General features: G+C 68.9%; 18 protein-coding genes. 11 read left to right on the top strand and 7 right to left on the bottom strand.

What is annotated here, in order from left to right; translation table 11 throughout:
• Nucleotides 1–287: 287 nt before the first annotated feature.
• A complete protein-coding gene (locus FZ983_RS19880; RefSeq protein WP_247883856.1) occupies nt 288–2,381 on the top strand; it encodes a methyl-accepting chemotaxis protein in 2,094 nt (697 codons plus the stop codon).
• A gap of 106 nt (nt 2,382–2,487) precedes the next feature.
• Here FZ983_RS19880 and FZ983_RS19875 read toward each other — a convergent pair whose 3' ends face one another.
• From FZ983_RS19875 to FZ983_RS19860, 4 genes are all read right to left on the bottom strand, one after another.
• A complete protein-coding gene (locus tag FZ983_RS19875; protein ID WP_247883855.1) occupies nt 2,488–3,675 on the bottom strand; it encodes an SRPBCC family protein in 1,188 nt (395 codons plus the stop codon).
• Nucleotides 3,676–3,681: 6 nt separating this feature from the next.
• Entirely contained in the window at nt 3,682–4,830 is a 1,149-nt protein-coding gene (locus tag FZ983_RS19870) for a sialidase family protein (protein WP_149225245.1), read from the bottom strand.
• Between the two features lie 149 nt (nt 4,831–4,979).
• Nucleotides 4,980–5,963 carry a glycosyltransferase family A protein gene (locus FZ983_RS19865; RefSeq protein ID WP_149225244.1) on the bottom strand — a complete coding sequence of 328 codons (984 nt, stop codon included), beginning with the start codon at nt 5,961–5,963 and terminating at the stop codon, nt 4,980–4,982.
• A gap of 13 nt (nt 5,964–5,976) precedes the next feature.
• Nucleotides 5,977–8,367, bottom strand: coding sequence for a glycosyltransferase (locus tag FZ983_RS19860; RefSeq protein WP_149225243.1), 2,391 nt, complete (start codon nt 8,365–8,367; stop codon nt 5,977–5,979).
• A gap of 331 nt (nt 8,368–8,698) precedes the next feature.
• On the opposite strand from FZ983_RS19860, the gene FZ983_RS19855 reads away from it, so the two are divergent.
• The 10 genes from FZ983_RS19855 (at nt 8,699) to FZ983_RS19810 (ending at nt 15,887) form a co-directional block, all read left to right on the top strand.
• Nucleotides 8,699–9,319 (top strand): NUDIX hydrolase, encoded by a 621-nt coding sequence (locus FZ983_RS19855; RefSeq protein WP_149225242.1) that lies wholly within the window; start codon nt 8,699–8,701, stop codon nt 9,317–9,319.
• Nucleotides 9,320–9,330: 11 nt separating this feature from the next.
• Nucleotides 9,331–9,633 (top strand): hypothetical protein, encoded by a 303-nt coding sequence (locus FZ983_RS19850; RefSeq protein WP_149225241.1) that lies wholly within the window; start codon nt 9,331–9,333, stop codon nt 9,631–9,633.
• 173 nt (nt 9,634–9,806) lie between these two features.
• Nucleotides 9,807–11,735, top strand: a complete 1,929-nt coding sequence (locus tag FZ983_RS19845) for an alkaline phosphatase PhoX (protein ID WP_247883854.1) — start codon at nt 9,807–9,809, stop codon at nt 11,733–11,735.
• Between the two features lie 230 nt (nt 11,736–11,965).
• The gene (locus tag FZ983_RS19840) at nt 11,966–12,166 is read left to right on the top strand and encodes a hypothetical protein (RefSeq protein WP_149225239.1); all 201 of its coding nucleotides are present in this window, start codon (nt 11,966–11,968) and stop codon (nt 12,164–12,166) included.
• 249 nt (nt 12,167–12,415) lie between these two features.
• Complete coding sequence (locus FZ983_RS19835; protein ID WP_149225238.1) at nt 12,416–12,637, top strand: hypothetical protein; 222 nt, start codon at nt 12,416–12,418, stop codon at nt 12,635–12,637.
• A 47-nt stretch (nt 12,638–12,684) separates the two neighbouring features.
• Nucleotides 12,685–12,915, top strand: a complete 231-nt coding sequence (locus tag FZ983_RS19830) for a hypothetical protein (protein WP_247883853.1) — start codon at nt 12,685–12,687, stop codon at nt 12,913–12,915.
• 139 nt (nt 12,916–13,054) lie between these two features.
• On the top strand, nt 13,055–13,456 hold the full coding sequence (locus FZ983_RS19825; RefSeq protein WP_149225237.1) for a hypothetical protein: 402 nt from the start codon (nt 13,055–13,057) through the stop codon (nt 13,454–13,456).
• A gap of 3 nt (nt 13,457–13,459) precedes the next feature.
• Nucleotides 13,460–13,816, top strand: a complete 357-nt coding sequence (locus FZ983_RS19820; protein WP_149225236.1) for a hypothetical protein — start codon at nt 13,460–13,462, stop codon at nt 13,814–13,816.
• On the top strand, nt 13,813–14,754 hold the full coding sequence (locus FZ983_RS19815) for a LysM domain-containing protein (protein WP_149225235.1): 942 nt from the start codon (nt 13,813–13,815) through the stop codon (nt 14,752–14,754). The genes FZ983_RS19820 and FZ983_RS19815 overlap by 4 nt, the downstream gene beginning before the upstream one ends.
• Before the next feature lie 32 nt (nt 14,755–14,786).
• Nucleotides 14,787–15,887: a hypothetical protein gene (locus FZ983_RS19810; RefSeq protein WP_149225234.1), complete on the top strand. Its 1,101-nt coding sequence runs from the start codon at nt 14,787–14,789 to the stop codon at nt 15,885–15,887.
• Between the two features lie 20 nt (nt 15,888–15,907).
• Here the strand turns inward: FZ983_RS19810 and FZ983_RS19805 are convergent, their stop codons facing one another.
• The 3 genes from FZ983_RS19805 to FZ983_RS19795 form a co-directional block, all read right to left on the bottom strand.
• Entirely contained in the window at nt 15,908–17,431 is a 1,524-nt protein-coding gene (locus tag FZ983_RS19805; RefSeq protein ID WP_149225233.1) for a bifunctional class I SAM-dependent methyltransferase/glycosyltransferase family 2 protein, read from the bottom strand.
• Nucleotides 17,428–18,531, bottom strand: coding sequence for a lysylphosphatidylglycerol synthase transmembrane domain-containing protein (locus FZ983_RS19800; RefSeq protein ID WP_247883852.1), 1,104 nt, complete (start codon nt 18,529–18,531; stop codon nt 17,428–17,430). Before FZ983_RS19800 ends, FZ983_RS19805 begins: the two co-directional genes overlap by 4 nt.
• A gap of 114 nt (nt 18,532–18,645) precedes the next feature.
• On the bottom strand, nt 18,646–21,366 hold the full coding sequence (locus FZ983_RS19795) for a right-handed parallel beta-helix repeat-containing protein (RefSeq protein ID WP_149225232.1): 2,721 nt from the start codon (nt 21,364–21,366) through the stop codon (nt 18,646–18,648).
• Nucleotides 21,367–21,387 lie beyond the last annotated feature (21 nt).

The following is a 21,387-nucleotide window of genomic DNA, read 5'->3' as shown; positions in this document are numbered from 1 at the left end:
GGCTTTTGGACAGAGCTTGCGATGAAGTCTCGAGGAATGTCTGTCCGCCGCGCTTCCATCGACGTCGATAGAGTCAGATTGGCTCGCTCCGAGCATCGCAAGTTTCCGTGTTCACGAAACAAGTGCACTGGAAATCAATTTGTTTATTACCAAATAAACATAAGAGTTTCTTACTAATCAATTAAGAGAGTTAACTGAATACATGGATATATTTGACAGTGATTTCTGCTTATGACACAAATGAACGAAAGGATATTAATTTTTGCGAAGACATGGAGCCTCATGCAATGAAGCGCCTACATAGTCTAAGCATAACCGCGACGTTGCTGATGCTGTTTGGCGGCGTCGTCGCATTTCTAGTGCTGATCGTTAGCATGGACACCGTGTCATCTTTCCGCACGCTGTCGAGCAGCCGAAGCGTTCAAACCGTGGCCGAGGCGTCGCGGACCATCTTCTCGGCGATGCAGGCGATCCGCTCCGAACGTGGTGGAACGCGTCGGTTGCTGTTGCAGCCCCCGGGATCCGATGCGCCGATGCTGGCGAAGCTGCCGGGTCTGCGGCAGTCCTCGGCTGTCGCTGTCGAGGCCGTCGCCACCGTCTGTGGTGCGGTGGAGTGCGCCTCCGGCCTGGGTACGGCCGAAGTGCGTGCCGCCATTGCCCGGCTCGATGGGCTGCGCAATGAGGTGGACGCGGCATTGAAGATCACTGTCGCCCAACGCCGCAAGGATTTGGTCGACGAGTGGATGGGCGGTTCGACGGGAGCCATTGACCTGCTCGCCCGATCGTCGACGACCCTCCTGGAACCGATGCGCACGCTCGACCCCCTGTTCTCCGAACTGATCGGCCTGAAGGACGCGGCCGTGGCGGCCCGTGAAGCCGCGACACCGCTGCGCGTGCTGTTCGATGGCGCGATGCTCCAAAAGAAAGTTTCTTCGGAGGACGGCTCCCGGATGGCTCTTGCCCGTGGCCAGTTCGAGGCGGCGTGGCGCATGGTGCGTGAGGCGGCTCAGCGCCCCTCGACTCCTGAAGCCGTCAAGGCGGCAATTGCAGCAGCCGAGCGCAGCTACATATCCGATTACCTGAAAGTCCGGGAGGCGGTCCTGGCGGCGGTTACCGCAGGCCAGGAGCCACCGATGCGTCTGAACGACGTGAACGAGTTGGCCGACCGCTCGATGAGAGACCTCGACGCCGTGGCCAACGCCACCCTCGATGCCATCGCCGTTAGCGCGGCGCAGCATCAGAGCGAGGAGATCACGGCACTGTCGATCAATGCCGCGTTTCTGGTGCTGGCTCTGGGGCTCGGCATCGCCGGCACGCTCATCGTCCATCGCCGGGTTGCCGTCCCCATTCATGAGATTTCCAAGGCAATGCTGCAGGTTGCCGGTGGCGACCTCTCCGGCGAAGTCCCGTATCGCGGCCGCGGCGATGAGATCGGCAGGCTTGCCGGCGCACTCGTCGTCTTCAAGGAGCATGCTCAGGAGCGCGATCGTCTGGAAACCGCGCAGGCCGAGGAGCGTCGGGCCAAGGAGCGTCGGGCCGGGATGGTGGAGACACTCGTGCACGGTTTCGACAGGACGGTGTCCGGCATCCTGCACACCGTGTCGACCTCCGCCGGGGCGCTGGAGTCCACGGCCCAGGCCATGACGAGCACTGCGACCTACACCAACCGGCAGGCTGCCGCAACCGCAACCGCGGCCGAACAAGCGTCCAGCAACGTGCAGACCGTCGCCACCGCAACGGAGGAACTGACCGCCTCGATTGCCGAGATCAGCGGACAGGTGTCGCGCTCCACCGCCATCGCCGATCAGGCGGTCGCAGAGGCGCAGCAGACGACCGAGCATGTCAACGGCCTGGTCGAACAGGCGAACCGTATCGGCGAGATCGTCCAACTCATCACCAACATCGCCAGCCAGACGAATCTTCTGGCGCTGAACGCCACGATCGAGGCAGCGAGAGCCGGTGAAATGGGCAAGGGCTTCGCCGTCGTGGCGTCGGAGGTGAAGAATCTTGCCACCCAGACCGCCAAGGCGACGGAGGAGATCGCCGCTCAGATCGCTTCGATGCAGACGGCAACCAGCAACGCCGCGGCATCCATCACCGGAATCGGCCATACCATCGCGACGATGAGTGAAATCGCCACCACCATTGCAGCCGCCATCGAAGAGCAGGGGGCCGCGACGGCCGAGATCTCCCGGAATGTCCAGCAAGCGGCGGTCGGCACCCAAGCGGTGACAAACAACATCGCCGATGTCAGCCACGCCGCCACCGAGACCGGTTCCGCCGCCGGCGACGTGCTCGATGCGGCCGGCCAACTGTCGCATGAGGCTGACCGGTTGCGCGGAGAGGTGGAACAGTTCCTGACCGCCATCCGTGCGGCATGATCCTGACACCGGGTGCGATCATGTGAACGCACGCAGATCATCGGCCAAGTCGCGTGCGGCCTGGCCGATGGCTTCCTGAAGGAGAGCGTCACCGCGAGCGTGGGGCTCAGCCCCCCATCATCCCCCGCCACACCACGTGGAACTGCTGGATGCGCTCCTCGTTCAGGCCGAGCAGGGCGGGGCGCTCCGTCTGGCGGCAGCCCCGGAAGGCCAGTTCCGACGCCTCCTGGTCCTCGCGCAGCAGGGCGACGTTGAGATCCCGCGCGCCCTCCTCGATCAGGCGGCGGGCCGCGGAGCCGCCCCTGCCGGCATCGCCGTCCGGATCGGCCAGGAACAGGCGGAGGTTCAGCGTGCAGCGGTCGGGGCCGAGCGGATCGTAGGTCTGGACGCTCATCACCGCGCCGCGGGTGAAGCCGATCTCCAGGTTGGGGAAGATGTGCAGGTGGTCGTACTCGCGCAAAAGCGGGCTGGGGCGGAAGCCCAGCCGTTCCGACACGCCGTCCCACCAGCGGGCGCTTTTGTCCGACACGCCGGTCACGCCGCGGGAATGGGCGCCGTCGTAATCGCAGCGCCAGTCACCCTTCACCAGCTTGCGGAAGGTCGTGGGGTGGGTGAGGTCGGCGTGGTAGACCTCCAGCACGCTCTCCACCCCCATCTTCCAGTTGGCGGCCCATTCCATCGACCGCTCCTCGAAGGGGCGGACGAAGATTTCCGAGGCATGGCGCAGCACGTCGCCATAGACGCCCAGCCAATCGTCGAGCTCCGGCCCCTCCGCCGCCACCCGCAGGAAGACGAAGCGGCCGCACACCCCCACCGCCACCGGCGTCAGGGCACGGCCGCAACGGCCCTCGCGGTCGAGGCCGAAATTCGCCTCGTTGCCGGGGATGCCGTAGGGAACGCCGTCGCGGTCGAAGGTCCAGCCGTGATAGCCGCAGCGCAGCATGCCGTTGCCGCGCGGCGCCCGGTGAATCATGGCGAAGCGGTGGGTGCAGACATTGCGGAAGCCCCGCAGTTCCCCGTCGAAATTCTGCACCAGCACGTCCAGCCCGCCGATCCGCCGGGTCAGATAGTCGTTGGGCCGGGCAAGGTCGTCGGTGAAGCCGGCAAAGACCCAGGCTTGTCGGAAGATCCGCTCCTCCTCCGTCCGGAAGATCTCCGGGTCGTGGTAGGCGGCGGGGACGATGCCGGGGACGGCCTTGGCCGGAACGAAGGGGGCGGGAGTGCTTTTCATGGTGGCGAAGGGTAGCCCGCGCCCCGCCGGCCGGTCCAGGGCACAGCGGGTCGCAGGGCTCAAGCGCCATCACGGCCGGAACAGCGTCGCCTCGATCCCGCGCGAGCCGGTGGAGTCGCAGATGTAATAGGCGACCATGGCGCGGCCGTCCGGCAGTGGCGCCGCCCAGGGATAGCCCAGATCCGGCGCCGGCCCGTCGTCGCGCAGCACCAGGTCCGGCACCTCGTCCGGCTGCTGGCAGCACGGGTCGTAGAGGCGGGCGCGCACGCCGTAGGGTGCATGGCGGTAACCGCCGACCAGCAGCAGCCGGCCGTCCGGCAGCGGGCAGGCGTCATAAGGATGGCCGACCACCGCATGGCGCCGCCACGGCTCCCAGCTGTGGCCGAGGTCGGTGGAGCGCGAGGTCGCCAGATGGTCATCCAGCCCGGTGGTGCGGTGGAAGGCGTGCAGCACGCCGTCGGCGTCCAGATGCAGCGCCGTCTCGCAGAAGCCGGCCTTGGCCTCGGGATCGATGGCGATGATCGCCCGGTGCACCCAGCTTTCCCCTCGGTCGGTGGAGGCGAAGAGATGACTGGCATAGGTGCCGGTGGAGGGGTGGTGGGTGTAGCCGGTCTGCAGGATGGTGCCGTCCGGCGCCTCCACCGCCCGGCCGCGCACCGCCCCGCCATGGAAGGGCCGCTGGCCCGGCACGATGTCGGGATGGCCGGGCAGGGGGGGCAGGTCGCGGTGCGGGGTCCAGCTGTGACCGCCATCGTCGCTGTGCCGGCTGTAGCCGCCCCAGAACAGGTAGAGGTCGCCGGTCCTCTGCGGGCTTCCGGCCAAGCCGAACCCCAGCGCGCGCAATGCCTCTCCGTCGGCCGCCGGCACCGGGTACCAGCGGAATCCGGTCAGCAGGATGCGGCCGTCGCGCAGGCTGAGCAGGCTGGCGTCCTGATCGGCCGCCTGCGGGTCGGGGGGCAGGGCGGTTGCCTCCCCCAGCGGTTCCGCATCGGGGCCGAGCCGCAGCAGGACGGTCTGGGAGCGGGAATCGAGATGGTCGACATGGTTGAACCCCGCCTCTCCCGCCCGGAACGCAGCCCCGCGCAGCCAGCGATGGTCGCGCGCCCGCCGGAAGGCCAGCAGCACCGAACCGTCCCGCCCCGCCGTCAGCGACGGGAAGGACGCGTAGAAACGCGGGTCGCGATACAGCACGCGATGTTCCACACCGGTCATGGCCATCGGCTTTCCCCTGCCTCCCTGCTTCCCTGCTTCCTGAAAGGACCGTCCGCCCTTGGCTCCGGACAACAGCCTCGGACAACGGCCTGGACGGCGACACCGTGCCCCGGCAGCATAACGGGACCGGAGCCCGGCCGCTTCAATTCATGGCTTCAATTCATGGCCACGGCCGTGGCATAGCCGAGCTGGTAATACAGCCGGATCACCGCCCGCAGGCCATCCCCCTCCAGACCTTCGACGTCGAGGGCGGCCAGATCGGCCAGATTGACGTTGAAGTCGCAACGCTGCTCCTCCATCCCGTACCGCCGTTGCGTCAGGCGGTTGGACACCCCCTGATGGAACATCCGCCGCATCAGCCAGCGTCGGTTCAGCCGGTCCGGATGGATGAAATGGGACACCGTGGCGGCCGGCACATAGTAGGTGGCGGCTCCGGCGTTGCGCATCTGCATGAAGACGATGCCTTCATTCGTCAGCAGCCCGTCCCCCTTGCGGCCGAGATCGGTCGGAAAGCACCGCCCGTCCATCAGCCGCTTGCGGAAGGCGCAGTTCCCTTCCCCGAACCACTCATTCTCGCGCAGGAAGCGGGCTTCGCTGTCCCATCCCCAGCGGCACGAGAAGAAATGCATCATGTCGTCGGCCAGCCAGCCGGGCCTTGGCAGCGCGCCGAAATCCGGCTCGACCTCGCCGGCAACGATGCCGACGGCATCGCCCAGCCGGTGGAACGGCTCCAGCAGCCGCTCCAGCCACCCGTCGCAGGCCCGCTCGTCGTCGTCGATGAAGACGATCAGTTCCCCGGCCGCCTCGGCCACGCCGCGGTTGCGGGCGAAGCTGACGCCGGGCCTTTCCTCCAGGACATGGCGCAACGGCACGCCCCGCAGGGCGAAGGCGGCTTGCCGGCTCTCGACGACCGGCCGTCCCTCCGCCAGGGCGGAATTGTCGATCACCAGGATCTCATGGATCCCTGGAATTCCATGGACAAGGTCCGGAGAGCCGCCGCCCACCCGCTGCCCGATCAGGCTGTCCAGGCAGGCGCCGAGCAGCTCGGGCCGCCGATGGGTGCAGACGACGATGCTGGCCGCGATCCCCGGAACGGCGGTGGCGGAGATGGCGGAGACGGGAGGCTGGGTGGTCGGCATGATGCTTCGCCTGTCAGTGATCGGCATGGACGATGCGCAGACCCGGCAGACCCCAGGCGGTGACGCCCATGTCGCGCGCCATCGCCGCCAGCCCTTCCGTCTCGATGTAGCCGCGATGGCTGTAGGGTGGGAAACACAGCCCCTCGCGGTGAAGGTCCGCACGCACCAGCAAGGCCGTACCGCCCACCCCGTGCAGCGGCACGGCCTCCTCTCCCGGAAAATCTCCCAGATAGCGCCGTCCGGCGCCGCGCGGCGGCTGGAAGATGCCGTCTGCCAGATGGCGCGGGTCCTCCGTCTCCCCCTCCAGCCGGAAGCTGTTGAGGTCGAAGGTCCGCCCGTCGGGCAGGACACAATGGGGGACGACGATGTCGCGCCCGGCGGCGAGCAGCCGGGCCGCCAGGTCCGGCGGGTAATCGACCAGATCGGCGTCGAGCCACAGAACCCAGTCCTCGTCCCCCAGCGCGCCGGACAGCAGCCGGTTGCGCGAGCGTGCCAGCACCTCCCGCCGCCGCCGCTGGATCGCCGGCGCCCAGCGCGGTCCCTCGGGCCGGAAGCCGTGGTCGTGGCGCAGCAGGGTCACCCGGCGGTAGCGCTCCCGCAGCTCCGGCAGCCGGGCGGTCAGCCAGTCATGGGTCCCGTCGCGGCTGTCCCCCTCCAGGAAGCCCAGCGACAGGCGGGACGGATCATGGTCGAGCCGGCCGAGCAGTTCCAGGTAGCGCGGCAGATGGGCGACGGCGTCCTTCACCGGGGTCAGCACCAGCACGCGGTCCTGCCGCGCCGCGGCGGTGGCCGGGACGGGGACGGCCGGCACCGGCACGACGGCCCGGCGGTAGGCCTCCACCGGCAGGCGCTTGCCCATCTCCTCCAGCACGGCCCGGCAGCGCCCGCCGTCGAAACGGGCGGTGGCCGTCTGCCAGTGGACCTCGAAATGGGGAGCGGTGAAGGTGTTGCCGCCATGGATGACGTAGGTGTAGAGCCGCGGCAGGTCCATGCGGACGACGCGGGCGCTGCGGCGCAGCTGCTTGACCACCGGCGTGTCCTCGCCGCGGCGAAGGGCGGGATAGCGGGGCATCGCCGCCTTCTCGCACAGGAGCGAGCCTTCCCAGTCCCGTTCGGGGGACACCACCAGCCGGTCTTCCGCCGGCCACCATATCATCCAGCGGCCGAGCAGACAGGCCTGGGCGCCGGCGGCGGCCAGAACCCGCTGCTGCATCTCCAGCCGGCAGGGGTCGTAGAGGTCGTCGTCGTCCCACTGGCAGACATAGCGGCCGGCCGCCTGGTCGACGGCGATGTTGCGCAGCTCGCCCAGCGTCAAGCTGCTGGGCTGGGAACCGGATGGGGAGGCGACCTCCACCCGGATCAGGCGGATGTTCGGGCACTCCGCGTCGCGGATGGCGCGCTCCAGCGGATCGTCCTGCGGCAACGCCGGGCTGTCGCAGACGACGACCAGCTCGCGGTTGGGATAGGTCTGGCGCGCAAAGCCCTCGATGGCGAACTTCAGCAGCCCGCCCCGCCCCCTGGTGACCATCAGGCAGGAGATCAGCGGCTGCCCTTCCGCCCCGGTGATGGGTGAATGGGCCAGGGTCGGACGGTCTCCTTCCGGCCGGCCGTCGGTCACCACCGCCGCGACCTGCCGGGGCAATCCGGCGCCAGGCCCGGCGCCAAGCCCGGCGCCGCGCTCCGCCGCCCCGCGGAACCATGTCCCCTCCCAGTAATGGACGGCATAGGCTTCGCGCGTCGCCCGCTCCCAGAAGACCGGGTCGAACAGGCGGCCGCTCCAGCAATCGTCCTTGGTGACGGGGTAGAGCAGCTCCGGCGGCAGCACCGTCACCGCGGCCGGCCCATCTTCATACCGGGCCCCCTCATAGGCAGCGTGGGCGCGGGTCAGCAGGAAGGGGCCGGTGGCGTCCAGCACATCCCCGCAATGCCGCGCCTCGACCAGCCGGGCCAGCAGATGGTCCCAGAAGGGATGGCCGGGGACGGAGGCGAGGAAGGACGGGCAGAGGATGCGCGGCAGCCCGCGCTCCGCCGCCTTCGCCAGCCGGCCATGCTCCTCCGGCTCCTGCCCGACGACGAAGCTCCGGCCCTCCAGCAATCCATCGATCGGGCGCAGGCATTCGAAGTCGAGATCGGCATAGACCCCGCCGAAGCGGCGCAGGATCAGGTAGCGCGCCAGATCGATGCGCGCGATGGGGTCGGCATAGCCGCGGAAGACCGGCAGCAATTCCGGATGCTCCTCGGCCACGAAGCGCCCGATGTCGTCGTCGGTCCAGAACCGGTAGACGAAGCCGGGATTGCGCCCGGTCCAACTGCGCTGAAGGACCTGGAGTTCCGGCGGGACGTCGCGGGTCTTCCAGGTCTGATGGATCAGGCGCGGAATGGGGGAATTGGCCTCGGTCTGCATGGCTCTCGATGGAAATGGAGCGCAAACCGATAAGCATTTTGCTGAAGTGTCTCAATGCAAATGGATAGACAGTAAAAACTGATCACAACTTGTTTCATTCGACACACGAATGAGGTGATGGTTTTGCAGGAAATTCCCTGTTTTGTTGATTGATGTCGGGCATGAATAGAATAATTAGTTCAGCGTCTGAGAATCTTCATTCCTGCCTTGCGGCTGCAGCTCATTGCCCTCTCCCTGAGGAGGGCTGGACGAAGACCGACGGCTGCTGGTAGGCCTCTCCCCGGCATAGCCCTGCCGCGGAATGCGGTCCCATCACAGAACAGGCCCTTCCATGCCCGCACACCGCCCCTACCGCCTTCACCGCCCCTGGACCGTGCTGGGCAGCCGGGATCTGCTGGACGCCGATCCCTTCCTGAAGGTGCGGGTCGAGACGGTGGAACTGCCGGACGGGCGGCGGATCGACGACTATTACCAGTTCGACCAGCCCTCCTTCGCCTGCATCTTCGCCGAGACCGCGGACGGCCGGATCGTCACCTACCGCCAGTACCGCCACGGCCCGCGCAAGGTCGGGTTGGTCTTTCCCGGCGGCCACCTGTCCCCCGGCGAGGAACCGCTGGCCGCGGCCAAGCGCGAGCTGATGGAGGAGACGGGGATGGAGGCGGAGAGCTGGACCGATCTCGGCGCCTACATCGTCAACGCCAACCAGGGCGGGGCCTGGTCGCACATGTTCCATGCCACCGGCTGCCGCCACGTCGCCGATCCGGTCGCCGCCCCGATCTCCGACGATCTGGAGGACACCGAGATCCTGTTCCTGACGCAGGCGAAACTGCTGGAGGCCATCGGCCGCGGCGAGATGCACCTGCTGACCCAGATCGCGCTCGTCAGCATGATCTGGCAGGCCGACATCGCGCGGGTGCTGTCCCGCCCCCAATCACCAGATACAGCCCGCTGAGGAAACGCTCGATGCCCCGCTTCGCCCTGTCCATTCCGAAGGCCGCCCTTCTGTTGACCGGCGCCCTTGCATCCCTGGCCGCATCCCCGGCCGCCGCCGCCGAGCCGATGAAGGGGCGGTACGAGCTGCGCTGCCAGGATCCGCAGACCCGGCAATGGACCGTCGCCGGACAGCTCACCGACCCGGAAATCGTCGATCGGCCCGCCGCCGCCGGAAAGCCGGCCGGACGCGAGGTGCGCGGCACCGGGACCGACGGCAAGCCGGTGGTCCTGCCCATGCCGGCCGACCGCACCTGCATGCTCAGCGCGCGCTGACCGATGGATGGTCGCGCCCTATCGAATGGGAGGCGACCGTCAAACTGTAACATCCCCGCTGTAGCTTCCCGACGCTCGCCAAGAACAAGGCCGCGCCGAACGGGCCCCTCCGGGCCCAAAGGCGCCGCTCATGCCAGCCGCTTGCCCTGATGAGGGTTCGGGAGACACCAGCCATGACCAATCCGTCCGCCAATCTTCCTGAGACGTCGCGCCGCTCCGTGCTCCGCGCCCTTGCCGGGTTGCCGCTGCTGCCGGTCGCCGGCATCGGCGCCGGGGAGCTGCTGTTCGCCTCGGGCGCCGAAGCAGCCGCCGCCAAGGGCGCGCCGGTCGCCGTCGAGTTCGTCGGCATGGCCGCCCCCACCACCGCCGCGGCGCAGGCCAAGACCGTGGTCGAATCCAGCATGGTCGTGACCTGGGCCGACGGCACGAAGCAGAGCTTCGCTCTCGGCTACCAGCCGCTGTTCATCACCGGCGACATGGTTCCGGACGGCAAGGGCGGCACGATCCTGGCCGGCGGCTATACTGACATCGACGGCAAGCCGATCCTCGACCGGTCGATGGCGACTCCGGCGCAGTTCTTCTCCGACTGCCCGGACGGCTGCAACCTGCTGAATCCGATCCCCGGCGCCAAGGTGGCCGGCGTCACCGGCAACACCCTGTTCGCCGTCGTCCAGTTCGAATATGCGAGCCGCGATTCCAAGGACGCCTCGATGTACGGCAAGCTGCCGTCGCCGATCGCCGTGCTGACGCTGGACCAGAACAAGGAAACCGGCGCGCTGAAGCTGGTGCAGTACCACAACGTCGACACCAGCCCGGCGCACGGCCTGTGGATTACCTGCGGCGCCAGCCTGTCGCCCTGGAACACCCACCTGTCGAGCGAGGAATACGAGCCGGACGCGACCGCGCTGGACGACCAGTTCCGCGCCTACAGCAAGAACCTGTTCGGCGACGAGACCAAGGCCAACCCCTATCATTACGGCCACATGCCGGAAGTGTTCGTGAACCCCGACGGCACCGGCACGATCAAGAAGCACTATTGCATGGGCCGCATCTCGCACGAGCTGGTGCAGGTGATGCCGGACGAGCGCACCGTGCTGATGGGCGACGACACCACCAACGGCGGCCTGTTCATGTTCATCGCCGATCAGGCGAAGGACCTGTCGGCCGGCACCCTCTATGCCGCCAGGATGGAGCAGGAAGAGGGCAAGGACATCGACAAGGGCGGCGCCTTCGCGCTGAAGTGGGTCAAGCTGGGCCACGCCACCAGCGCCGAGATCGAGAAGCTGGCCGACAGCCTGAAGGCCGCCGACATCGTCGAGGTGAAGAAGGAGGATCCGAAGGACCCGTCCTTCACCGCCATCGGCTTCAACGGCAAGACCCAGTGGGTCAGGTTCAAGCCGGGCATGGAGAAGGCCGCCGCCTTCCTGGAGACCCACCGCTACGCCCCGACCGTGGGCGCCACGCTGGCCCTGTCGAAGCTGGAAGGCGTCACCGTCAACGCCAAGGACAAGACCGCCTACATGGCGGTGTCCTACATCTACAAGTCGATGAGCGACGGCAAGAGCGGCATCAAGGTGAAGGCGATCAACGCCGGCGCCGTCTATCAGCTGCCGATGAAGGGCGGCCAGACCGACCTCGCCGGCGCCGCCATCGCCAGCGAATGGGTGCCGGTGCATTTCAGCCCGGTCCCCGCCCTGGTCGGCCGCGACCTCGCCACGCCGGACGCGCTCGGCAACACCGCCGACGCCGACCTGATCGCCAACCCCGACAACCTGAAGTTCTCCGAGAAGCTGCGCACCCTGTTCATCGGCGAGGACAGCGGCAACCACGTCAACAACTTCCTGTGGGCCTACAACGTCGAGACCAAGCAGCTGGCCCGCCTGCTGTCCTGCCCGGCGGGGGCTGAATCGACCGGCCTGCAGGCGGTCGACGACGTCAACGGCTTCTCCTACATCATGAGCAATTTCCAGCACCCCGGTGACTGGGAGAAGGGCCTGCACGACAAGGTCAAGGACAGCGTCGCCTCCCTGATCGACGATGCCTACCGCAACCGCCGCAGCGGCGGCGTCGGCTACATCCACGGGCTGCCGCAGGCGGTCTGATCACCATCCCCAGGGCAGTGCGCGTGCATGCCTTGAACCTTTCCGGGGGGCGGCTTCCAGCCGCCCCTTCCGGTTTGGGAACTTGACCGGCAAGGAGCGGCGCGAAGAGGCGCACGAAAATATTTGTCCAACCTCACGCTCTAGTGAGAAATATAATATCTAATTTGTAGCAGAAAACTTTCTGGATTATACTTCCCACTTCCGATCATCTCCCATTCAAGGGGGCGGCGATGTCGTACGATTTCGAACGGGAGCGGTATGAGGAGCGGCGGCGCTGGGCTCGCGAAGCCCGGCGGGAGTACGAAGACGCTCTGAACACGGCCCAATTCCCACCGGTGGTCAGCAAAGCACTGGACCGATGGAGCGCCGCCTTCACGGACGCTCTGCGGCTCTGGGACCAGAGCCACGACTGGCGGCTCTACCGGTTATGACGGCAAGGCCCCGGGAATTCCCGGGGCCTTTTTCCTGCACACTCCGGACCACACCGCCACCACCATCGAAAGAAGTAACTCTACCGCCAAATCGTGAACTGGCGTTTAGTTGGGTTTTTCTTGGAAGTGGTAATCACCAATCGACCTAGGACCAATCGGTGATCTTAACACCTCGTTAACTGGCCGGATGGCTCAATAAGCTCATCAGAACGGGCAAAAGCCTCCGCCACGAATACAGGGATCGCCGCCATGTCCAAGACCGATTGCGCCGCCGAGATCTTTAATTCCGCCGCCCTGCACCTGGATGTCGTCGATGAATTCATCGCGATCGCCCAGTCGAAGCTGAACGGCGCCACCAGCGAATTCACCCGCGACAGCCTGACCGACCTGCTGTCGGGCCTGACCGAGCAGCGCGAAACCTACCGCGCCGTGCTCGCGACTGTTCAGCCCGTCACCGCGCTCGCCGCCTGATCCTGCCGCTCCCCCTCCGCTCCCCTTCTCCGCGAAAGACCGCCACCATGACCGCCCAGATCGCTGCTCCCATTGGCGCCCCGATTGCCAAGGACGTCCTCGCCTCCGCCACCCTGCATCTGGAAGTGCTGGAGGAGTTCATCGGCGTCGTGCGCCGCAAGCTGACGGCGACCACCGACACCTTCGCCCGCGACAGCCTGACCGACCTGCTGCTGAGCCTGACCGAGCAGCGCGACAGCTACCAGGCCCTCGCCATGCCGGCGATCGTCAACGCCTGACGGCGGGGGCGTCACCGCCCGACGGCACTGCGATGCCGAATGATATGGACGGTGAACGGAGTGGACAGGTGCGGTTGCTTTTGTGAAGCTCCCGCTTGCCCGTTTTCACCCCGACCGGCCAAAGGGTTGCCAAAGGGTCATGGATCCGCTTCCGTCCTCCACCGAAGGACGCCTGCTCCTCGCGGCGTTTCTCGTCCTCCTGACCCTGATCGGCCTTTCCATCCTGGGGGAGCGCACCCTGCCGCTGTTCGGCGGCAACCGCGATCTCGCCGGCCGGGCCTACAAGACGCTGTTCGTCGGTCTGGGCGGCAGCATGCTCGGTCTCGCGGCCCCGGCGCTCGTCACCGGCTTTGTCGGCCGCCTGCGTGCCCTGTTCACCCGGATCGAGGCCAAGGGCGCCATCGCCGACGCCATCCTGCGCGACCGCGCGCCGGATCTGGCGCAGACCGCCGGCTTCACCCTGATGGCGCTGTTCCTGATCGCCGGCGGCGTCGCCGCGGCGCTGGTCTGGACCGGCATCCTGTGGCCGGGCGAGCGCTGAGCCATGCTGCGCATCTCCGACCGGCAGCAGGACCAGCTCCACGCCGCGCGCGCCGACGCCTTCCATGACCGCCTGCGCACTGCCGCCGCGGCGATGATGGCCCGGGAAGCCCCCGACGTCCCGACCGGGGAGGTCGCCGCCCGGATCGAGGCGGCGCTCGCCGCCGCTCCCGCTCACGGCATGGAGACCGAGCGGCAGATCACCCGCTACGTCCACATCCTGGCGGCCTTCCCGGCGGACCATGCCCGGCGGGAGGAATTCGCCTGGCTCGGCACCCTGCTGGAGGGGCCGGGCGGCGCCGACGCGCGGCTCGACCAGATTACCGCCGCGCTGACGGCAACCCGCGGCGGTGCGCGATGACCGTGCATACCGTCCAGCGCGGCGAGACGCTGTCCGCCATCGCCCGGCGCAACGGCACCACCGTGGCCGAGTTGCAGCGGCTGAACGGCATCTCCAACCCCAACATGATCGCATCGGGCCAGCGGCTGGTCGTGGCGCCGCCGCCGGCCCCACCGGCCGCCCCCGCCGCGGCCCGCACCGGACAGGCGGCGGCGCAGACGGCAGCGCCCGCGCCGCCCGGCGCGCCGGTCGCCCCCTGCCCGAAGAAGCCGCTTTTCCTGAAGCGGGCGGGTGGCGACGACAATGTCAGCGCCCTCTACGCCATGGCCGACGGCGAGGCGAAGCGCCAGGGCCTGCTGGGGCAGGCCAAGGGCGAGGTCGGCGTCGGCATGGTGAAGATGGAGCATGCCGGCCATCTGGGGAATCGCTATGTCGGCGGCTCCCACAAGATGGAGAACCTGACCGCCGAGGCGAAGGCCGCCGGCGGCATCGTCCATGGCATCGGCGGCACCGCCTCGGCCAAGGCGGTGATGGTCTCGCAGGAAGGCACGCTGTTCGCCGGCACCGATAAGAACAACCCCTGGGCCGAGGGCGGCGGCGAATATTCGCTGATGCAGGCAGAAGCCAAGGCCGACGGGCTGATCGGCTCCGACGGGCGGCGCGCCGGCATCGCGCTGGGCGCCAAGGCCGGGGCGGCGGCGGCCTCCGGCGACCTCAAGGGCGAGATCAACATCCCGATCCCCTTCACCGACTACACGATCAGCCTGCGCGGGAAGGGCGGCGCGTCCGCCGGCTCGGTCGGGGCCGGGGCGTCCGCCCATGCCTTCAAGGATCTGGAGACCGGGCGCTACCATATGGGTCTGGCGGGCGAGGCCGCGGCCTTGCTGGGCCTGAAGGCCGATGTGGACCTCAGCGTCGGCCCCCGCTACACCGGCCGGGAACGGAGCGCCGGACCATGAGCCCGGCCGGCCTCGCGACGGGAGAGTAGAGCATGGACCCCAGACTGCCGACCCTGCTGACGGCGCCGCTGTCGCCGCGCCCGGTGATCGAGGCCACCTATCTGGACGTCCTGGTCCGCGACGGCCTGCCGGCGGGAACCGGCTTCTCCATCGCCCTGCCGCGGGGCTGGGCGGTGGAGCGGACAGCCACCGCCGCGCCCGGTCCGGAGGCCCCCCTCGTCCCGCTGGCCCGCTTTCATCCGGGCGAGCCCGGTGCGCCGGGGGCGGCGGAGGGGGTGGAGCTGGTGGTCTGGGCCGCCTTCCTGCCGCGCGAGATGCATGGGGCGGACTGGCTGCGCGCCTGGATGCGCTCGCAGGGCTACCGCGAACTCGATTTCCGTCAGGCGCCCTCGCCGACCGGCATGATGGGCGACGCGCTCGCCGCCGGCCGCCATGACGGGGGCTTGCGCCTGCACCGGTTGCTGACGGTGAAGGACGGCGACCTGCTGTTCCTGATCGACGGACGCATGATGCAGGGGGGACCGTCGCGGGGCGGGCAAGCCGACCACCGGGTGATGCAGGAGATCGTCCTGCTCGCCGCCATGCGCTTCCGGCTGGCCGAGCCGACCGGCCAGACCTTCGCCGAAGGGTTCGAATGGACGGAGCTGAAGGGGGCGCACGCCGTCCGCTTCCTCGCCTCCGGCCTGTGGCGGGAGACGCCCGGCGGCTACGCCCCGCCGGACGGCGCCTCCCTGGTGCTGGACCATGTCGGGCCGGACGGCTCCACCGGCCGCGGAAGCCTGATCGCAGTGCTCGGCGCCGCGGAAGCGACCGCCGACGCCGCACTCGCCGACGCCGCGGAGATCGAGCGGACCACGCTCGCCAAGCTGGCCAACCAGGGCTTCACCCTGTCCGCCGATGCCGAGCGCGTCGCCGAGGAACGGACGGCGGAGCGCAGCATCCTCCTCCACCGCCGCAAGGCCCGCCGGAGCGGGACCGCCATGACCATCCTTGCCGCCCGCATTGCGCTCAGCGAGGAAGCGCACAGCCTGCCGGTCTGCCTGATCCTGCTCTCCCCCGACGAGGACAGCGCCTTCGAAGCCTGGGCGATCAACCGGCGGGCCTTCGAGATCGCCCTGTCGACGGTGCGGTAGGGCGACGGTGCGCTGAAGGCTCAGAACGCCTTCAGCTTCTTCCAGGCGAAGACCACCATGCGGGCCAGCAGCCAGCCATGGGTGAAGCGGGAGATCTGGGTCTCGCCATAGCTGCGGTCGGCGTAGCGCACCGGCACCTCGACGATCTTCAGGTTCTGCTTGGCGGCGCCGAAGATCAGGTCGAAATCGCCGAACGGGTCGAAGTCGCCGAAGTAGTGGCGGTTGGCGACGATGGTCTCGTAATCCTTGCGCCACAGCACCTTGGTGCCGCACAGCGTGTCGGTGAAGCGCTGGTTCAGCAGGAAGGAGAAGATGCTGGCGAAGGCCCGGTTGGCCAGGAGGTTCAGGAAGCGCATCGCCTCCGGCGCCATCGGGTAGACCAGCCGAGTGCCGTTCACGAACTCGCCGCGCCCCGACACCATCGCCTGGTAGAATTTTCCCATCGTCTCCGGCGGCACCGTCAGGTCGGCGTCGAGAATGATAAGGATGTCGCCGCGCGCCACGGCGAATCCGGCGCGCACCGCGTCGCCCTTGCCCTTGCCGGGCTGCTTCATCACCTTGATGTCCCAGTCGGGATAGGCGTCGCGGACGCGCAGGCACTCCTCGTAGGTGTTGTCCTGGCTGTTGCCCTCGACATAGATCACCTCGACGTCGGGGGCGAAGCGGGGCAGGCGGCGGATGGCGTTCTCGATGTTGCCGCGCTCGTTGCGGCAGGGGATCAGGACGGTGACCGAGGCCGGCTTGCCGTCGACGGTGACCTCCTCCACGGTGGGCTGCGGCCGGGCGACGACATAGTTGCGCACGCACAGCCGGCGGATGCCGGGCAGGGGCGCGACGTAGCGGTTGACCAGCGTGCCCAGCCCGAACAGCCGCTTCGGGATCAGCTGGCGCCATTCACGGCGCACCGGCTCCCAGCCGGCAAGGTCGAGCAGGTTGACGATGTCGCTGGTCGACAGCCAGTTCTGCTGGCCCTGCGGCATGCGCATCCCCAGCTTCTCCGCCGCCCACAGGATCGGCTCCCAGATGCGGGAGTGATAGCTGACGATAATGCGGGTTTTGGGATCGGCGACCCGGCGCAGCAGGCGCAGCGTCTCCTCGATGTCGTCGAGGAAGCCGATGGTGCCCGACAGCAGGATGTGGCTGAACGGCCCCTCCACGGCGTCGATGGTCGCCGGGTTCTCGGCGTCGGCGGCGATCAGCTCCAACTCCGGGTGGCGCGCCTTCGCCGCCTCGATCGTCGCCGGGCTGAGGTCGATGCCGACGCCGCGCGCCGGCTTCAGCGCCGCCAGCGTGTCGCCGACGCCGCAGCCGATCTCCAGCACCGTCGCCCCTTCCGGGATCAGGAATCGCAGATAGGCGCGGTCGGCCTCATGGAAGGCGCTGTTGCGCTCGGCCCAGCGGTCGCGCAGGGGGGCCATGGCGTCGAACAGCCCGCGGATGCGCTCCTGCCGGGGGGAGAGGGCGCGCGGCGCGGCGGCAGATTCCGGGGCGGCGGCCTCCGGGGCAGCGGTCCGGTCGAGCGTCGGAAGGGGCTGGTCGGTCATCGGGTGGAATCCGTGGAAAGGGCAGCGGGCACTGCGATGCCCGGCTGAACAGGATCGGGCCGGGAGGCGGTCTCGTTGCGCAGCAGCAGCCAGAACAGGCCGCCGGGCAGCGACAGGACGGCGATCGACAGCCCGATCAGCAGCGAGACCAGAAGGGCCGCATCGGCATCGAAGCCGAGCAGCGCGAAGCCGGCGACCATCGCCCCCTCGCGCACGCCCCAGCCGCCGAGCGAGACGGGCAGGGCGGCGGCGACGATGGCGGCCGGCACGATGGCCAGCCCGTCCAGCCAGCCGAGCGGCAGGCCGACGGAGCGGGCGAACAGGATGGTGGCGGCGATGGTGGCGAGATGGACGCCGACGCTGTGGCCCAGCGCCGCCCAGGCCGACGGATTGCCGCCCATGGCGCGCAGCTGCGCCACCGCCCCCCAGGCGGTCCGCACCAGCGCCCCGTCGCGCAGCCGCTTCGGGATCGGCAGCCGGTCGCGCGGGATGCGGCCGGCCAGCAGCAGCAGCCCCATGGCCACGGCCAGGACCAGCGCGCCCGCCAACACGGTGCCGGCGACGGCGGGCGGCGCCACCGCGGCCAGATGCGGCAGCCCGACCAGCCCGATCAGCACCACGCCCAGCAGCGCCATCAGCCGGTCGACCAGCAGGGCCAGCATCACCGGGCCGGCCGGATGGCCGAGCCGCCAGGTGAACCAGCCGCGCAGCAGGTCGGCCCCCACCGATCCCGGCAGGATCTGCCCCAGGAAGCCGCTGGCCATCTGCAGGCGGAAGGCGGTCCAGCGGGTCAGCCGGAAGCCGGCGGCCCGCCCGACCGCCCGCCACCGCTGCGAGGCGAAGGGCAGGGTCAGCGCCTTCACGGCGAAGCCGGCGGCGAACAGCCACGGGTCGGCGGCCGACAGGCGCGCGACGATGCCCTGCCAGTCGGCCCCGGCGGCGAGCGCGCCCAGGATCACGACCGTCACCGCCAGCTTGACCAGCAGCGGCCACCGCCGTCCGTCCGGCTTGCCCGGACCCTTTCCCAACGGGCCGGTTCCCAATGGATTGGGTTCGGCCGGCTGGGCGAAGGGGGTGTCGAGAAGAGCCTGAGCCATCATCCCCGCATGGAAATCCGGGTGCCGCGGGACAGCGGCGCCGAACGGGCCGTTTTAACGGCTCACGTCCGGCTTGTCACCCAATCAGGCGGGAGAGGGCGGGCAGCAGGTTCCCCCCTACACCATCCCGGATGCCGCCAACATGGCGCTTTCCGGCAGGAGGCCCGCGGCGCGGGGTGCCGAGGCGGGACTTAGCGCCCGACCCTCCAGCCGGCCGTTCTGGATGTAATGCCGCATCGCCGCCGTCAGGTCGCCGCCGGTGGCCGCGGCGACGTCGCCGTTGGCCGCCAGATAGGCCGAGGCGTTGAAGCCGGTGGCTCGCCCCTCCGTCCGGCCAGTGCCCAGGTAATGCAGGTCGGCCCGGGTGGTGTCAGTGCCGAAGGCGGCGGCGAGGTCGGCGTTGGCCGCCAGATAGGCCAGCGGGTTGAAGGTGACCGTCCGCCCTTCCGCCCGGCCGCTGACGATGTAATGCATCGCCGCCGCCGTCCGGTCGGTGCCGAAGACCGCCGCCAGGTCGCCATGGGAGGCGAGATAGGCCAGCGGGTCGAAGCTGACCGTCCGCCCCTCGGCCCGGCCGCTGGCGATGTAATGCATCGCGGCCGCCGTCCGGTCTGTGCCGAAAATCGCCGACAGGTCGCCATGGGAGGCGATGTAGGCCAGCGGATCGAAACTGACTGCCCGCCCCTCCGTCCGGCCACTGGTGATGTAATGGGCGGCGCCCGCATCGCCGTTGGTGCCGAAGGCCGCCGACAGGTCGCCATGGGAGGCGATATAGGCCAGCGGATCGAAGCTGACCGTCCGTCCCTCGGCCCGGCCGCTGGCGGCGTAATGCGCCGCACCGGCGGCGGCGTTGGTGCCGAAGAGCGCCGACAGGTCGGCATAGGAGGCGATGTAGGCCAGCGGCGAGAAGGCCGGCCCGGCCGCGGCGGGCGCGCCGCCGGTGCCGGTCGCCGGAGAGCCCCCGCCGCCCGCGCCGCCGCCCGCGCCGGGAGCGGGAATCCCCGGCACCGTCAGCGGCGCGCTGCCCATCCGCGCCCAGTCCAGGTCGCGGATGCCGAGCCCCGCCGCAGCCCCGCTGCCCAGCCGGAAGTCGCCGGCCGCCGGGTTGACGAACAGGCCGGACGACACCCTGTCGCCGCCGCTCAGCCCGCGCGTCCCCTGCAGCAGGTTGCCGGTGACGTTGTAGGAGCCGGGGGTCCAGAACTCCCAGTAATCCACGCCGGTGGAGGAGGAGATGACGTTGCCGGTGACGCTGTTGTTGGCGAGCAGGCCGATGGCGCCGGCGCTCGGCACCCATTCCAGCCGGATGAAGCGTTCGCGCGGGTTGGACAGGACTGCGAAGTTGTTGGTGACGCTGTTGGAATCGCCGCCATGGATGAAGACGCTGGCCCAGCCGGTGTTCTGGATGAAGTTGTCCTGGACGGTGACGCCGTTGGCCATGTCGTCCAGATAGATGCCGAAGCTCTTGTGGCGGTCGAGCCAGCCCGACCCGTCGGTCGCCAGCCCGCCGACGTTGCGGATGTCGTTGCCGCGGATGATCGTGCGGGTGTCGACGTTGGACCGCCCCAGCATCTCGATGGCGCCGCCGTCGGCGGTCTCGGTCATCGTGTTGTAGATGCGGTTGTACTCCACCACCGTGTCGGTGTTGACGGTGGCGCCGTCCCAGTTCTTGATCGAGATGCCGTAGCGCGTGCTGTTGCGGATGTCGTTGCCGGAGATCAGCGTGCCGCTGGTGCCGTAGAGCTGGATGCCGGCGACGTCCTTCAGCACCTCGCCGATACCGTCGATGCTGTTGGCGCTGACGCGGTTGCCGTTGCTGCCGTAGGCGAGCTTGATGCCGCCCGCCCCCAGATGCTCCATCCGGTTGGCCTCGATCGCGTTGCCGGACGACCCGGTCAGCGTCATCGCGGTGCCGGCATTGACGAAGCGGTTGCCGGCGATGCTGTTGCCGGACGCATTGGTCAGCGTCAGGGCCGAGCCGTTCCAGGCGGTGTCGGCGAAGGTCAGCCCCTGCAGGGTGACGCCGCTCGCCCCGTTCAGCGACAGGAGCGTGCCCAGCCGCGCCACCACCGCCCCCTGGGACAGCAGCGCGCCGGGATCCTGCGGCTTCACCACCAGCCGGCCGGTCTCGGCCTGCCAGGCGAACTCGCCGGCATCGCGGATGAAGGCGTCGTCGTTCAGCAGGCGATAGGTGCCGCCGCTGCGCAGGGCGTATTTCGCGCCTTGGGTAAGATTGATGGTCCGGCTGCCGGCATCGGTGGAGGCGACGCCGACGATGTTGTCGGACAGCCGCTCGGTGTCGAAGGTCTGGACCATCGTGCCGGGCTGGACCCCGCCGGCCAGCACCGCCGCCATCGCCCCGTCGCCGGCCCCGATGCGCAGGCTGGTCCTGCTGGCGCCGCCGGCCGCCGCCTCCAGGACCGACCAGCCGGAGCGGGGGTCGCCGGCGTTCCAGTCGCCGGTCTGCGCCACCTTCTGCCGCACCCCGCCGATGGAGAGGTCGAGGCCGGTGGCGGAGGTCGCCGCGGCATAGAGCCCGCCACCGATGGCGGTGAAGCCGCCGACCCGCTCGCCGCCGCTGAAGACCGGGGTCTCGCCCGGATAGGCCATGATGCGGACGCCGTTGTCGGCTCCGGTCAGCGTCACCGTGCGCACCATCGCATAGGTGCCCCCGCGCACATAAGTGTCGCGGATGCCGGTTGCCCGCATCGCGCCCTGCGCGCGTTCCAGCGTGGCGAAGGGACCGTCGGTCCCATCGGCATTGGGTGCCGCCAAACGCCCCGACCAGGAATCGTTGCCGTTGGTCGCGACGTAGAAAGCCTGCTGCGTGTCTGTCATTGCCGGATTGCCTTGCCGATA

Source organism: Azospirillum sp. B21, assembly GCF_008364825.1.
GTDB lineage: Bacteria > Pseudomonadota > Alphaproteobacteria > Azospirillales > Azospirillaceae > Azospirillum.
This window is presented reverse-complemented; position numbering and strand designations above follow the sequence as displayed.

What these genes read in the sequence shown, in the direction of transcription:
- FZ983_RS19825 (WP_149225237.1), top strand. Translation starts at nt 13,055, where the DNA reads ATGGATCCGCTTCCGTCCTCCACCGAAGGACGCCTGCTCCTCGCGGCG.
- FZ983_RS19795 (WP_149225232.1), bottom strand. Translation starts at nt 21,366, where the DNA reads ATGACAGACACGCAGCAGGCTTTCTACGTCGCGACCAACGGCAACGAT.
- FZ983_RS19800 (WP_247883852.1), bottom strand. Translation starts at nt 18,531, where the DNA reads ATGATGGCTCAGGCTCTTCTCGACACCCCCTTCGCCCAGCCGGCCGAA.
- FZ983_RS19835 (WP_149225238.1), top strand. Translation starts at nt 12,416, where the DNA reads ATGTCCAAGACCGATTGCGCCGCCGAGATCTTTAATTCCGCCGCCCTG.
- FZ983_RS19820 (WP_149225236.1), top strand. Translation starts at nt 13,460, where the DNA reads ATGCTGCGCATCTCCGACCGGCAGCAGGACCAGCTCCACGCCGCGCGC.
- FZ983_RS19850 (WP_149225241.1), top strand. Translation starts at nt 9,331, where the DNA reads ATGCCCCGCTTCGCCCTGTCCATTCCGAAGGCCGCCCTTCTGTTGACC.
- FZ983_RS19845 (WP_247883854.1), top strand. Translation starts at nt 9,807, where the DNA reads ATGACCAATCCGTCCGCCAATCTTCCTGAGACGTCGCGCCGCTCCGTG.
- FZ983_RS19865 (WP_149225244.1), bottom strand. Translation starts at nt 5,963, where the DNA reads ATGCCGACCACCCAGCCTCCCGTCTCCGCCATCTCCGCCACCGCCGTT.
- FZ983_RS19840 (WP_149225239.1), top strand. Translation starts at nt 11,966, where the DNA reads ATGTCGTACGATTTCGAACGGGAGCGGTATGAGGAGCGGCGGCGCTGG.
- FZ983_RS19810 (WP_149225234.1), top strand. Translation starts at nt 14,787, where the DNA reads ATGGACCCCAGACTGCCGACCCTGCTGACGGCGCCGCTGTCGCCGCGC.
- FZ983_RS19805 (WP_149225233.1), bottom strand. Translation starts at nt 17,431, where the DNA reads ATGACCGACCAGCCCCTTCCGACGCTCGACCGGACCGCTGCCCCGGAG.
- FZ983_RS19815 (WP_149225235.1), top strand. Translation starts at nt 13,813, where the DNA reads ATGACCGTGCATACCGTCCAGCGCGGCGAGACGCTGTCCGCCATCGCC.
- FZ983_RS19870 (WP_149225245.1), bottom strand. Translation starts at nt 4,830, where the DNA reads ATGGCCATGACCGGTGTGGAACATCGCGTGCTGTATCGCGACCCGCGT.
- FZ983_RS19860 (WP_149225243.1), bottom strand. Translation starts at nt 8,367, where the DNA reads ATGCAGACCGAGGCCAATTCCCCCATTCCGCGCCTGATCCATCAGACC.
- FZ983_RS19855 (WP_149225242.1), top strand. Translation starts at nt 8,699, where the DNA reads ATGCCCGCACACCGCCCCTACCGCCTTCACCGCCCCTGGACCGTGCTG.
- FZ983_RS19830 (WP_247883853.1), top strand. Translation starts at nt 12,685, where the DNA reads ATGACCGCCCAGATCGCTGCTCCCATTGGCGCCCCGATTGCCAAGGAC.
- FZ983_RS19880 (WP_247883856.1), top strand. Translation starts at nt 288, where the DNA reads ATGAAGCGCCTACATAGTCTAAGCATAACCGCGACGTTGCTGATGCTG.